The sequence below is a fragment of the Flaviaestuariibacter terrae genome (assembly GCF_054777635.1).
This window is the reverse complement of record NZ_BAAHAL010000008.1, coordinates 1014592-1028288: the sequence shown is the minus strand read 5'-3', so window position 1 is coordinate 1028288 and position 13697 is coordinate 1014592. Positions and strand designations below refer to the sequence as shown.

The 13697-nt window shown below is 60.7% G+C and carries 10 protein-coding genes; 5 read left to right on the top strand and 5 right to left on the bottom strand.

From position 1 onward, the window contains the following. Positions 1-510 precede the first annotated feature (510 nt). Positions 511-1200, bottom strand: coding sequence for a LytR/AlgR family response regulator transcription factor (locus ACYU7Z_RS12485; RefSeq protein ID WP_460570933.1), 690 nt, complete (start codon positions 1198-1200; stop codon positions 511-513). Beyond that, positions 1193-2200, bottom strand: coding sequence for a sensor histidine kinase (locus tag ACYU7Z_RS12480; protein ID WP_460570932.1), 1008 nt, complete (start codon positions 2198-2200; stop codon positions 1193-1195). The genes ACYU7Z_RS12485 and ACYU7Z_RS12480 overlap by 8 nt, the downstream gene beginning before the upstream one ends. Before the next feature lie 240 nt (positions 2201-2440). Here ACYU7Z_RS12480 and ACYU7Z_RS12475 point away from each other — a divergent pair, with 240 nt between their 5' ends. Then, on the top strand, positions 2441-3760 hold the full coding sequence (locus ACYU7Z_RS12475; protein ID WP_460570930.1) for a phosphatase PAP2 family protein: 1320 nt from the start codon (positions 2441-2443) through the stop codon (positions 3758-3760). 303 nt (positions 3761-4063) lie between these two features. Here ACYU7Z_RS12475 and ACYU7Z_RS12470 read toward each other — a convergent pair whose 3' ends face one another. After that, complete coding sequence (locus ACYU7Z_RS12470; protein WP_460570929.1) at positions 4064-4450, bottom strand: GxxExxY protein; 387 nt, start codon at positions 4448-4450, stop codon at positions 4064-4066. Positions 4451-5030: 580 nt separating this feature from the next. On the opposite strand from ACYU7Z_RS12470, the gene ACYU7Z_RS12465 reads away from it, so the two are divergent. Further along, a complete protein-coding gene (locus ACYU7Z_RS12465; RefSeq protein ID WP_460570928.1) occupies positions 5031-7298 on the top strand; it encodes a GH92 family glycosyl hydrolase in 2268 nt (755 codons plus the stop codon). A 246-nt stretch (positions 7299-7544) separates the two neighbouring features. Then, the gene (locus ACYU7Z_RS12460; RefSeq protein ID WP_460570927.1) at positions 7545-8603 is read left to right on the top strand and encodes a hypothetical protein; all 1059 of its coding nucleotides are present in this window, start codon (positions 7545-7547) and stop codon (positions 8601-8603) included. Between the two features lie 330 nt (positions 8604-8933). Here ACYU7Z_RS12460 and ACYU7Z_RS12455 read toward each other — a convergent pair whose 3' ends face one another. Beyond that, positions 8934-10091: a zinc-dependent alcohol dehydrogenase gene (locus tag ACYU7Z_RS12455; protein ID WP_460570925.1), complete on the bottom strand. Its 1158-nt coding sequence runs from the start codon at positions 10089-10091 to the stop codon at positions 8934-8936. A gap of 129 nt (positions 10092-10220) precedes the next feature. Here ACYU7Z_RS12455 and ACYU7Z_RS12450 point away from each other — a divergent pair, with 129 nt between their 5' ends. Both ACYU7Z_RS12450 and ACYU7Z_RS12445 read left to right on the top strand, forming a co-directional pair. Beyond that, positions 10221-11714 (top strand): alpha-amylase, encoded by a 1494-nt coding sequence (locus ACYU7Z_RS12450; protein WP_460570924.1) that lies wholly within the window; start codon positions 10221-10223, stop codon positions 11712-11714. 323 nt (positions 11715-12037) lie between these two features. After that, positions 12038-12913, top strand: a complete 876-nt coding sequence (locus ACYU7Z_RS12445; RefSeq protein ID WP_460570922.1) for an SDR family oxidoreductase — start codon at positions 12038-12040, stop codon at positions 12911-12913. A gap of 131 nt (positions 12914-13044) precedes the next feature. Here the strand turns inward: ACYU7Z_RS12445 and ACYU7Z_RS12440 are convergent, their stop codons facing one another. Further along, a complete protein-coding gene (locus tag ACYU7Z_RS12440) occupies positions 13045-13362 on the bottom strand; it encodes a GIY-YIG nuclease family protein (RefSeq protein ID WP_460570921.1) in 318 nt (105 codons plus the stop codon). Positions 13363-13697: the final 335 nt, after the last annotated feature.

Sequence of the window (13697 nt, the reverse complement as noted above, 5' to 3'; positions counted from 1 at the left end):
TGATAGTCAGGGTGGTTTGAAAGTTATTGACAGGGTGGCGGCGCGGGGCTGACGCAAGCAGGGTACGCGGCAATAGGTCCCGGCGCAAGCGCCGGGATGACGCCTTTGGCGTAGTGCGGCGCATCCCATACGGCCATCGCCCATGCCCGCAGTTTTTTGGACGATGGGGCCCCGGCAGCATTGGAGAATTTCGTTGGAATTATCCGGGTTTTCGCGGGGCCCCATTACCAAAGGAAGTCACACTACTCAGATGCTCGCATGGGGTTATGTGGCGGACGTGCCCGCACGTCATCCCGGCGCCTGCGCCGGGATCTCTTCCCGGGAGGATGCCGTCTGCCGCTGCCTCCGACATTGCGAAGCGAAGCCAACTGCTGCGTTACGCAAGTTGCCTCCACCTGTAGGAATTCTAAGTGAAGTTGCCCAAAGCTGGAAACAGCTTGCAGGCTGTGGAGCTTGCTTCGCTTCGCTCGCAATGACCCGCCAGCTGGCGGGTCGCGCCTGCGCCGGGATCTAAAGCATCTCCAACCCATCGCGGTACCCGCGGCCCACGGGGATCGACACGCCGCCGACTTCCACTTCTTCGGCCGTATACGCATCGATGCGGTCCACGGCCACGATGAAAGAACGGTGAATGCGCCGGAAGCGCGCCGCTGGCAGCAGCGCCTCGAGCTCGTGGGTGCTCATCTTCGACAGGTACTCGCCGCGGGTCGTCACCACGCGCACATACTCGCGCTGGCTCTCCACGTACAGGATGTCGGCAAAAGGAATCTTCACCTTCTTCTTCTGGATGCTGAGAAAGAGATAGTCTTTTTCGGAAGGAACTGCTGCCGTTGCCGTTGCTGCCGCCGCGGGCCGCACTTTATTTACCGCCACCAGGAAGCGCTCGAACGAAACGGGCTTCAGCAGGTAATCGGTGACGTTGCGCTCAAAGCCTTCCACCGCGTATTGATGGTACGCCGTGGTAACGATCACTGCCGGCGGCTGCGCCAGCGTGCGGAGAAAATCCATTCCCTTCAGCTTCGGCAGGTGCAGGTCGAGGAAGATGAGGTCCACGCCATGCTGCCGCAGGAAGTCGCTGGCCTGCAGGGCATCGCCGAAGGAAGCGACGAGCTCGAGGTAGGGCACTTGGGCGATATACCCGGACAGTATTTTTACGGCCAGCGGCTCGTCTTCAACGATAAGACAACGAAGCTTAGACATGGCTTTGCAGGTTAATGCGCAGGCGCGCGGTGAAGTCAGTTTGTCCCGGCAGCAGCTTCAGCTCGTAGTCGGTATACAGCAACTCGAGCTGCCGGCGCAGGTTGGAAAGCCCGATATGTTCTTCCACCGCCGCGCCGGCATCGGGCTCTGCCGAATTGCGCACGGTGAATTGGAGTACGCGGTTCTTCACGCGCAGGTCGATGTCGACGAAGGAGGAGCCGCGTGTTTCCGACACACCGTGCTTGAAGGCATTCTCCACGAGCGGCAGCAGCAGCAGCGGCGGCAGCGACTGGCGCTCGTCTTCCACGTCGGTGCGGAACGTAATGCGCAGGCGCTCGTCGTAGCGCAGGCGCTCGAGCTCCAGGTAATCGTCGATGATACGCAGCTCCTCGCTGATGGCCACGCGGTCGCCACCCGCATCGTACAGCATAAAGCGCAGGATGCCCGACAGGCGCAGCACGGCCTCGGGCGCTGCATCGCTCTTCTCGCTCGCCAGCGCATAGATGTTATTAAGGGTGTTGAAGAGGAAGTGCGGGTTCGTTTGTGCCTTCAGGTAATTGAGCTCGGCTTCCTGCTTCTCGATGCGCAGGCGCTGGGCATCCTGCCGCAGCCGGTAGTGCAGGTAGAGATGCCGCAGGATCGCAAACAGCAAGAGCGACATCATGCTCGCGCCCATCTGGTCGCTGGCGTTGTGACCGAGCGAGCGATACGTTGTCAGCGCCGTATAGATGCCGAGGGCGACGCCGGCGTTGCGCCAGAACATAAGTCCCACCGACCACAGAAAAATGTGCGCGACCAGCAGCAGCAGCGAAAGTATCCACCCACGTCGGCGCCAGTAACGCAGCGTCCATTCAAAAAAGACAAAGTGCAGCGGCGTGATCCACAGCATGCGCCAGATGTTGTTGAGCGCGCGCGCCCCATGATGATCCGGGAACCGGTAGGCATCGCCCACGATGTGTATACACAGGTAGGCCAGGGCCATCGTGCCGAACAAGATCATGCGTTCCCGGGTAACTACCTGCTGCATCGCAGTCAAGTTAGCGCAAATGCGCGGTGCAGCCTATGGGCGTCAACGAATGCGGCGCCACGGTCTACAGGCGGCAGGCAGGGGGCAGCGAACGGCCGCCGCTGCACTCGTCGCCGCATTTCGCTCATTTGCACACGCAGGGGCGCCGTCTGTTGACGACGCCTCCGGGGCGGCGGCGAATGCAGGTAATGTTGGGGAACAAAACCTCCTACTATGACACGTCTACCGCTCTTTATCCTCCTTTGCCTGCTCACGTATACGCTGGCAGCGCAAAGCGACCGCAGCGCCGGCACCTGGAAGACCTGGCACATCACGTCGGGCCGCGCCTACCGACTTCCGCCGCCTGCCGATCACCGCAAAGAGATCAGCACCGTACTGCAGCAACAAGCTGCCCTCGACATCGCCGGGCGCCGCGAGCTTGTGTTCTGGAGTGCCGGCTCGCCGGGCTACCGCTGGCAGGAGCTGATGAACAAGCTTTGGACCACCGACACCTCGGCCCGCGGCGTTCTCGCCAACATGCTGCTGGGCACGGCGATCTATGACGCTACCGTAGCAGCCTGGGACACGAAGTATGCCTTTCCCACGCAACGGCCCTACGAGGCCGACAAGCGGATCCGCCTGCTGGCGCCGCCGGCTGCAAGTCCTGCCTATCCCTGCGAGCATTCGGTGGCCGCCGGTGTAGCGGTGACGATCATCTCGCGCTTCTACCCGAAGCTTGCCGACTCGGTGCAGCACATGGCGCAGCGGCAGATGAACGCGCGCATCGCTGCCGGTGCCGCCTGGCCTTCCGACACGCGCGCCGGCTTTGCGCTTGGGCAGCGCGTTGCCGAAGCAGCCATCGACCGCACGCGCGACTTCGTGCCCGCAACAGCCTGGGACGGCACAAGACCCACAGGCGCAGGCGTATGGCAGGGAAAGCCGATGATGCCCACCGCCGGCAAGAGCCGCACGATGGTGCTCGACAGCGCGAGCCAGTACCGCCCCGGCCCGCCGCCCGACTTCAGCCGCGATATGGCCGAACTGAAAAGCTATAAGCAAACCTTCTCGTCGAAGGCCAACGCGTTCTATTATGCAACGCAGAACTTCGGCGGCGAGCTCCTGTTCCAGAAAATGTTCGAGTACAACCTGATGCAGGATCCGCCGATGGCCGCCCTTGCCATCGCAGCTACGGCAGTCGCCACCTACGATTGCTTCACGGCCTGCTGGGATGCGAAGTACGCCTACTGGGCCACGCGCCCCGACCAGTATGATACGAGCTACCATTCGCTCCTGCCCACGCCGCCTTTCCCCGGCTACCCCTCGGGCCATGCCGTTATGTGCGGGATGATGGATGAATTGTATTCGTTCCTGTTTCCCTACGATGGCGCGCTGTTCCACAAGAAGGCGAAGGACGGCGCCGAGTCGCGCTTCCAGGCCGGCATTCACTTCCGCAGCGACAACGAGGCAGGCCTCGAGCTTGGGCGCAAAGTAGGAACACGTGTAGTGGAACGCCTGCGGCAGGACGGTTCGGGCGAGCCCGTGGCGCGGCATTGACGGCTGTTGCAGTGAAGACGAAATTTTAACCGCAGAGGACGCAGGAGGGCAAGAGGACGCTATCAGGTTGTGAGATGCCTGCCGGATGAACCATCAGGCAGGTCGAAGAGTTTTGAGCGCGCAGTGGTCCCGAAGACTCGGGACGACCTTCGGTCTTCTCGTACTAAAAAGTCCCAGTTGCCCGGTCGCCCGCTTGCGGGCGCGCACTAGAAACTCCTCCATTTTGAGCGACGGACATCTGGAGCAACCTGTTCATTTAAAGCTGCGTCCTCTTGCCCTCCCGCGTCCTCTGTGGTTACAACTCTATATCCCATTCACAAACCGCTTGAACCCATCCACCAGTCGAAGCGAATGAAAGTTAATGAGGTAGCCAAGCTTTTTGTCGGCGAGTTTCAGGTGCGAGATGATTTGCGCTTCATCAACGGGGTGCATTTCCCGCTTGGCCTTGGCTTCCACGATGATCTCTTCTTCGACCAGGAGATCCATGAAATAAACTTCTTCCAAGTCAACACCTCGGTAATATTGGCGAACCATCACTTCGCGTCTTGTCTTCAAACCGCGAAAATTGAGTTCCACTTCCAGCGCCCGTACATAGGCGCGTTCGAGTAGCGCGGGACCTAATGCTTTGTGTACGGCGATGGCGGCGTCCAGAATAATACGCCCGATCCTGTTTAGTTCTGTTGCTTCCATAAAGGGAAGATCTATATCTCATTCCCGAAAACAAGGGTGGGAAAAACACCGCAGATTGATTTTTTTCACCAAGAGATAATCACTTCCGCAGCGACAACGAAGCAGGCCTCGAGTTGGGGCGCAAAGTAGGAACACGCGTGGTGGAACGCCTGCGGCAGGATGGTGCGGGAGAGCCCGTGGCGAGGCATTGACGGCTTGTTGCAATAGAGACGGAATGTTAACCGCAGAGGACGCGGGAGGGCAGGAGGACGCTATTGGGCTGTGAGATGCCTGCCGGATGAACTATCAGGCAAGTCGAAGATTTTTCAGCGCGCAGTGGAAACGACCTGCGGTCGTCTGGGTACGAACTAAAAGTCCCGGCACACTGATCGCCCGCTTGCGGGCGCGCACTAAAAACTCTTGAACTTTGAGCAACAAGCTTCTGAAAGAACGTATCCATTTAAAGCTGCGTCCTCTTGCCCTCATGCGTCCTCTGCGGTTGTACTAACCCGAGCAGCGAAGAAGAATCGATAACAGCCCTGCCTACCAGGGCCCGCGTTTCGTACGCGGCCGCTTATCTTCGGAAGCAGAAGACCCTGCCATGAAACCTTTCTTTCTCTTAGCTACCTTCCTGGCCTGCTGCTGCGGCCGCGCGCAATCGCCCGCCGACCTCGTCAACCCGTTGATGGGCACCGACTCGAAGCCCGAGCTGTCCAACGGCAACACCTATCCCGCCATCGGGCTTCCCTGGGGAATGAATTACTGGACGCCGCAAACCGGCCGCATGGGCAGCGGCTGGCAATACCAATACAGCGCCGACCGTATCCGCGGCTTCAAGCAAACCCACCAGCCCTCGCCCTGGATGAACGACTACGGTTCCTTCGCCCTCATGCCCGTTACCGGCCACCTCAAATTCAGGCAGGATGACCGCGCCTCCTGGTTCTCGCACAAAAGCGAAACGGCGCTCCCGTATTACTACAAGGTATACCTCGCCGACCATGATGTAACCACCGAGCTCACAACGACCGAGCGGGCCGCGCAGCTGCGCTTTACCTTTCCCGAAACCGACTCCGCCTTTATCGTGGTCGATGCCCTCGACCGCGGCTCCTATGTGAAGATCACCCCTGGCGAACGCAAGATCAGCGGCTATAGCACCCGCTATGCACGCGGCAAGATGGACGGCTTCAAAAACTACTTCGTGCTGCTTTTCGACAAGCCCTTTACACTGGCCGATACCTGGCACGACAGCGTGCTCACAGCCGGTGTTCTTGAGCAGGCTGCCAACCACGCAGGCGCCGTCATCGGATTTCAAACCCGCAAGGGCGAGCAGGTAACGGTACGCGTTGCCTCCTCGTTCATTTCCGCCGAGCAGGCCGAGCTCAACCTGCGCCGCGAGCTTGCCGGCGACGACTTCGAAGCCACGAAAGCAAAGAGCCGCGCCCGCTGGAACGAGGTGCTGGGCCGTGCCTCCGTATCGGGCGGCACCGAAACCGATCAACGTACCTTCTACTCCTGCCTCTACCGCGCTGTGCAGTTTCCGCAACGGCTCTACGAGGTCGACGCATCGGGAAAGATCGTGCACTACAGTCCCTACGACGGGCAGGTGCATCCCGGTCGACTCTTTGGCGGCACAGGCTTCTGGGACACCTTCCGTGCGCTGTACCCGCTGCTCAACCTGCTGTACCCCTCCGTCAATAAAGAAATGCAGGAAGGCCTCGCCAACGCCTACCGCGAGGGCGGATGGCTGCCCGAGTGGAGCTCGCCCGGCTATGCCGACATCATGATCGGGAACAACTCGGCCTCCGTGGTAGCCGAAGCCTACCTCAAGGGCGGCCGCGGCTATGCCGTCGATACGCTGTACACAGCACTGCTGCACGGCGCCAACAACGAAGGCCCGCTGAGCGCCGTGGGCCGCTACGGCGCGGGGTATTACAAGCGTCTCGGCTATGTGCCCTATGATGTAAACATCGACGAGAGCGCCGCGCGCACACTCGAATATGCCTATGATGATTTCAGTATTTACCAGCTCGCCAAAGCACTGCATCGCCCCGACTCCGAAATAAACGAATACCGCCGCCGCGCGCTGAATTACCGCAACGTATTCGACCCGCAGACCGGCCTCATGCGCGGCCGCAATGCCGACGGTTCGTTCCAGTCGCCCTTCAATCCCTTCAAGTGGGGCGATGCGTTTACTGAAGGCAACAGCTGGCACTACACCTGGAGCGTCTTCCACGACATCGAGGGACTGAAGCGCTTCATGGGCGGCAACGAGGCTTTCATCCGTAAGCTTGATTCCGTATTTATACTGCCGCCGGCGTTTGATGAGAGCTATTACAAAAGCGTCATCCACGAGATCCGCGAAATGCAGATCATGAACATGGGCCAGTACGCCCACGGCAACCAGCCCATCCAGCACATGATCTACCTGTATAATTACGGGGGACAACCCTGGAAGACGCAGTACTGGGTGCGCGAGGCGATGAACCGTCTCTACCGCCCCACGCCCGATGGCTACTGCGGCGACGAAGACAACGGCCAGACCTCGGCCTGGTACCTTTTCTCCGCCATGGGCTTCTACCCCGTGTGCCCCGCCAGCACACAGTACGTGCTCGGCGCACCGCTGTTCCGGCAAGTGACACTGCACCTCGAAAACGGCAGGACGCTTACGATCGCGGCGCCCAACAACGGCCCCGCCAACCGTTATGTCGGAAGCCTGCTGCGCAACGGGAAACCCTGGGACAAAAACTGGCTCGATCACTTCGACCTCATGAAAGGCGGCAGCCTCCGGTTCAACATGCAGGCGGTGCCGAACAAGCAGCGCGGCACGAAAGCGTCCAGCTATCCCTATTCCCTGTCATTGGAACGCTGACGCAGCGCGCGAGCCAGGCGGGGATATGGTGCACGAGGTGCCGGTTGCCCGAGCGCGGGTAGCAGGTCGGGACAAAAATATTTTGCGAACGCTGCATGCAAAGTCCCTGTCTTTTTAAGAGCGGCCCTTTGCAGCATATGGAAGGCGATCGCTGTCTCTCCAACAGGAACGGCCACTTCCCCGCGCAACACCTATCGGCACCCGGACAACGAGTCCGCTATTTCTGCACACGCTAAATGGATGCACATGAGAACCCTCCCTGCGCCGCGCGCCGTTGCGCGCCTGCTGGCCCCTGCCCTTCTGTTGCTGCTCTTTTCTAACGCCGTTGCACAACCGCGCCCCGACTCGCTGCGGAAGGCCGCACAGCAACAGCTGCTGTATACCGTCGACTTTCTCGACGCGGCCGTCAACTCGCTCAACGCCATCAACAGCCTGCTTCGCAAGGAAGCCTACCGCGTGCGGATCACTTCCTTTAACAACCCTGCGTCCTCCGACCTCGGCTTCAACCTCGACCAGGAAGTGCAGACGGCGCTGAAACCGCTGCTCGACAAAACACGCAGCACCGATCCGCAAAAATTCAGCAGCGTCGTTACCTCGCTCCTGCTCGGCAGCGGCAAGTCGCTGCTCGGCAACCCGGGTGGATCGGTAACCGGCGTACTGCCTACGCTTATGAGCCTCGTGGGCAATCTTGCTGTCCAGGAAAAACGGATCACCCGCGACGATCTCGATTCGTTCCTCGCCGTCACGGGCCGCTACTTCGCGCAGTTCGAAAAACTGCATGCGGCCAATGACTCTTTCGAAGGATCGCTGGGCCGCCTCGACACAAGGATGCACGACCTGCAGTTCGACCTGCGCGAGTACGAGCTCGATCTCTGCGCGCTGCTCTACCCCGATGTGCCGCGGGCCTCGCTCCGCGCGCTCAGCGACGAGGAGCTGCTGCTCCGCTACCTCAACCGCGACCGGCTTGCGGCGCGCTGGGCTGCCGCGCCGCCGCCGGCAACGCTCCGCTACCCGTCGGACGCCATCAAAACCGCAAAGGACCTGTCGGGCAACCTGCAGAAGCTGTTTGCCGACTACCAGAAGATCTACAGTGAAAATTACCAGCAGGTGCGCGGCATCCTCAACGACACGCGGCAGCTGGGCAAGCGGATCAACACGCAGCAGCTCGACCTGTCGCTGAAGGAAGTGGAGGAGCTCTATACAGCAAGCCGCTCCTCCGACGGGCTGGGCCTCCGCCTCGGCACCCTGCAGGAGCGCCTCCGGCTACTGAGCGCCGCCGAGCAATCGGTGCAGCCGGTTCCGTAACACAATGCCTCGGGAAAACGCCGCCTTTCGCTTAGGGAAGGGGCCGGGGGATGGGCCTGGCGGCTGCGCAGGTGGTCGGCTTCTTAAGGGATTTTTTGGCCGGGCAAAAAAAGACCCCTGTCAACACAGGAGTCGTCACCTAAACCAACTGCATGTTTACCCCAGAAACCGGGGCTAGTGAGCAGGGCTCGAAAATAGAAAAAATCTGATTCCAAAAAAACACCGGGCGCAGGGATTTTCGGCGCTAAGGTGCAGGGCGTAAGCGCGCCTCCCGGTAATTTCTTAGTTGCCGTTCAAAATCAACGGCTTATACGATTTTTCTACCGGCGCTCAGGGCTTGAGTACCACCTTCACGCAGTCGTCCTGCTTGTTTTTAAAGATATCGTAGGCATGCGCCGCGTCGGCCAGCGGCAGGCGGTGCGAGATGATGTCGTTGAGTACCACCTTGCGGTTGAGCGTCAGCTCGAAGAGCTCGTCGATGTATTTCTGCACCGGCGCCTGCCCGAAGTGCACGTGCAGCCCTTTGTCGAACACGGTGTGCAGCGGGAAGTTGTCGTACGGGCTTCCGTACACCCCCACCACGCTCACGTGCCCGCCGCGGCGCACGGCCTTGAAGCAGTTGGCCAGCACTTTCATCGTGCCTTTTTCGAGGTGCAGCACCGCCTTAAGCTTTTCGGCAGGCGTGCGGTTGGCCTCCACCCCCACGGCATCGACGCACACATCTGCGCCGCGGCCGGAGGTCATGTCGTAGATCTTTTGCACGAGGTCCTCGTCGTTGGCGTTGATCGTCTCCACGTTATTAACGCTGCGGGCCCGCTCGAGCCGGTACTCCTCGGGGTCGACCGCGATCACGCGCTTCGCCCCGCGCACCCAGGCAGCTTTTTGAGCCATCAGCCCCACCGGTCCCGAGCCGAAGATGACCACCGTCTCGCCACCCGTGACCCCGGCCCAGTCGATCGCCGTCCAGCCCGTGGGAAAGATGTCGGTGAGAAAGAGTACTTCCTCGTCATCCACGCCTTGCGGCACCACGCGCGGGCCGAAGTTGGCGTAGGGCACCCGTACATACTCGGCCTGCCCGCCCTGGTAGCCGCCATAGAGATCGGTATAGCCGAAGAGCCCGCCGCCCTTGCCTTTCGTCATGTCGCCCTCGGGCCCGTAGTGCTCGGGGTTCGATTGCTCGCAATGCCCCGGCAGGTCGTGCGCGCAGAAGAAGCACTGCCCGCAGGCAATGGGAAAGGGCACGACCACGCGGTCGCCCTTTTTGACTTTGGTAACGGTAGGACCCACTTCTTCCACGATTCCCATGAACTCATGGCCCATCACCTGGTCTTTGAGCTGCGGGAAAAAGCCGTCGTAGATGTGCAGGTCGGAGCCGCAGATGGCGGTGGACGTGACGCGGAGAATAATGTCTTGCGGCTGCTCGATCCTGGGGTCGTCTACATTGTCGACCGAGATGTCGCCAATCTTGTGGAATACTGCTGCCTTCATATGGATTGTTTTAATAAACGAAGCGGGGAGCGCCCTGTAAGCGCCCGGGCGGGCAGAAAGGCATAATTCCGGTGCCAATCTCTGGGGTGGCCCGCGATTTTCAGAAAGGTTGCCAAACGGCACAACGACATGCAGCAAGGAACGATGATCCAGCTTTTTCATTGGTATAGCCCCGGCGACGGCACGTACTGGAAGTGGGTGGCCGATACCGCCCCCGCCCTCGCCGCGATGGGCATCAGCGCGGCCTGGCTGCCGCCGGCCTGCAAAGGCTCAGAAGGGGCGGCCTCCGTGGGCTACGATGTGTACGACCTCTACGATCTTGGCGAGTTTGACCAGAAAGGCTCCGTACGTACCAGGTACGGCAGCCGCGAAGAATATGCGGCTGCCGTGAAGGCCCTGCAGGCCGCGGGCATCTCGGTGCTGGCCGACATTGTGCTCAACCACCTCGGCGGCGGCGATGAAACCGAAACCTTCACGGCCCTGCGTATGGATCCCGAGCACCGCCTCACGCCCATCGGCGAGCCCGAACTTGTTGAGGCCTTTACCCGCTTTACCTACCCCGGCCGCGCCGGCCGCTATTCCGATTTCGTGTGGACGCACCAGTGCTTCAGCGGCGTCGACTACCACCACGGCACGCAGGAAACGGCCGTCTTCAACATCCTCCAGGAATGGGGCGACGACTGGGAGGAGCTGCCCTCCGACGAAAAGGGCAACTACGATTACCTGATGTACAACGACATCGAGTTCCGCAACCCCGCTGTGCGCGAGGAGCTGTTCCGCTGGGGCCGCTGGTACCACGAGGCCATCGGCTTCGACGGCCTCCGCCTCGATGCCGTCAAGCATATCTCGCCGCGCTTCTACAACGAGTGGCTCGACCGGCTCCGCGCCGATACGGGCAAGGAGCTCTTTGCCGTGGGCGAATACTGGGCGCCCGGCAATCCCGAGCTGCTACTCCGCTACCTCGCCGAAACCGACGACCGCATGAGCCTCTTCGATGCGCCGCTGCAGCAGCGCTTTCACCAGGCAAGCCGCGCTGGCAAAGACTACGATCTTGCCGGCATCCTCAACGATACCCTTGTGTCGGCCCGTCCCGACAAGGCCGTGACGCTCGTCGACAACCACGACACCCAGCCCCTGCAGGCCCTCGAGGCGCCGGTGGAAGCCTGGTTCAAGCCGCTCGCGTACGCCCTCATTTTGCTGCGCGAGGAAGGCTATCCCTGCGTGTTTGCCCCCGACCTCTTTGGCGCGCATTACCGCGACTACGGCCGCGACGGGCAGGAGCACGAGATCTTTCTCGATACGGTGCCGGCGCTGCCGGCCCTGCTGGCGGCCCGCCGCGATTATGCCCACGGCACGCAGCGGTCCTGGTTCGACCACGGCAACTGCATCGGCTGGACCCGGGAAGGCTATGAAGAATACCCGGGCTGTGCCGTGCTGCTGTCGAACGGCGACGCGGGCTTCAAGCGGATGGAGATGGGCAGCCGCTGGGCCGGCCAAAACTTCCACGACCTGCTGGGCAACTGCGAAGGCATTGTTACGATTGATGAAGAAGGCTTCGGGGAGTTTCGCGTATCCGCAGGATCGGTAAGCGTGTGGGTGCCGGAAGGTAAAGAAGGCAAATGAGGTTCGGAACCGCTAAGAAAAGAGCGAAATAGGTATTCGCGAAGGTCCCTTAGTAACGTCATTGCGCGCGAAGCGAAGCAATCTCTTTCTGCGACTCTGGTGTTCTCAGAAGGCGAAGACAAGGCTGCTCCGCAAGCCCGAGAGATTGCTTCGGGCCTCAGGCGACGCCTCCCCGCAATGACGGCTTCACAATCCTTAGCGTACGGCCTTCTTTTCTTATTCTCTTCGCGGTTCCGGCAATTCTTGCAGGTTGTATTCTTCCAGGTCCCGGAGCAGCCGTGTATGGTACCATTTTAGTGCTGCACCTTTCTCAAAAAAACAAGATGACCGACCCTCGTGAAAAATACCCGAAGCCCCCTTTCAAAGAACAGCAGCAGCCCTGGCCCGGCCTCGCGAAAAATATGGACCCGAAGCCCGATCATGGCGAAAAAAGCTATCAGGGATCGGGGCGCCTTGCCGGCCGTAAGGCGCTGATAACAGGTGGCGATTCGGGTATGGGTCGCGCTGCTGCCATCGCCTATGCCCGCGAGGGCGCCGATGTGGCGATCAACTATTTCCCCACGGAAGAAGAAGATGCGCGCGAAGTAGTGGCGCTGATTGAAGCCGCCGGCCGCAAGGCGGTAGCGCTTCCCGGCGACCTGCGCAGCGAAGACTTCTGCAAAAAGCTCGTGGCCGATGCCGTCAGCGCCCTCGGCGGTCTCGACATCCTGGTGAGCAATGCTGCCAGGCAGCAAACAAAGGCGTCCATTCTCGACATCAGTACCGAGGATTTCGACGCCACGATGAAAACGAATATTTATGCGCCTTTCTGGATCATCAAGGCCGCGCTGCCGCACCTGCAGCCCGGGTCGGTGATCATCGGCACTACCTCCGAGCAGGCCATGGACCCCTCGCCCGAGCTTTACGACTATGCACAAACGAAAGCCGCCACGACCAACTTCGTGCGCTCCCTCGCCAAGCAGCTGGCGCCGAAAGGCATCCGCGTGAACGGCGTCGCGCCCGGCCCCATCTGGACGCCGCTGCAGGTAAGTGGTGGGGCTACCATGGAAAAGCTGAAGCAGTTCGGCGGGCAAACCCCGATGGGTCGCCCGGGCCAGCCCGTGGAGCTCGCCTCCATTTATGTGCAGCTGGCTGCGGATGATGCGAGCTATGCCACCGGCCAGGTGTATGGCGCCATGGGTGGCGGGGGGCAGCCGTAGGGAGGCAGCGCAAATGCGAATCAGGTCCCGGCCGCAAGCGGCCGGGATGACGACGAGGTGCGCTGCGCGCCTGGTCCCCATACAGTCTGATTCCCTGGCCCGACTCATCCGGTTATGGGGCCCCGTGGGATTTAGGGCGTGCCGCGTGCCGGGAGCAGTGTATCGGGATCATAGAAGTGCATATGGGGATTGACCGAAACGATCAGCGTGAGCTTCTGCGCCCGTGACCAGTCTTTCAATAACTTCTCGCGGCGAATGGCGTCGACGATCGTCGGATGCCGCTCGAAGTAAACGAGGTTCGTGCATTTGTACCGGGCCGTAAACGATGTGGGATACAGGTGCCGGATATGTTGCCTGAGTCTTTTCCGAAGGTCGCTGGTTACACCAATATACAATACCGTCTTCCGCAAATTGGTCAGGATGTATACGACGCCGCCGTACGTTCTCATACGGCAATTTGCGCCGTTCTGCCGCTTCGGCGCTGTGCATCAACCGGGCATTTCAAGGTATTATTCCCAACGACTTTCGCTGTTTTTCCCATCATCCGGAAGCAACCTGCGTCATCCTTGTTTGTCATCCATGACAATGCCCCACGGGGCCCCATTCCCGATGGACCCGGGCAACAGGGTAGCTTCGATGGGGACATATGCGCAGCACTTGTCCATTCGTCATCCCGGCCGCAAGCGGCCGGGATCGCGTCCCACTTCTCTACTGGCCGTTACAGTCGCCTGATGCTACAACCTGCCCTTGCACCAGCGCTAAGGCAATCACTGCGGACCCAATG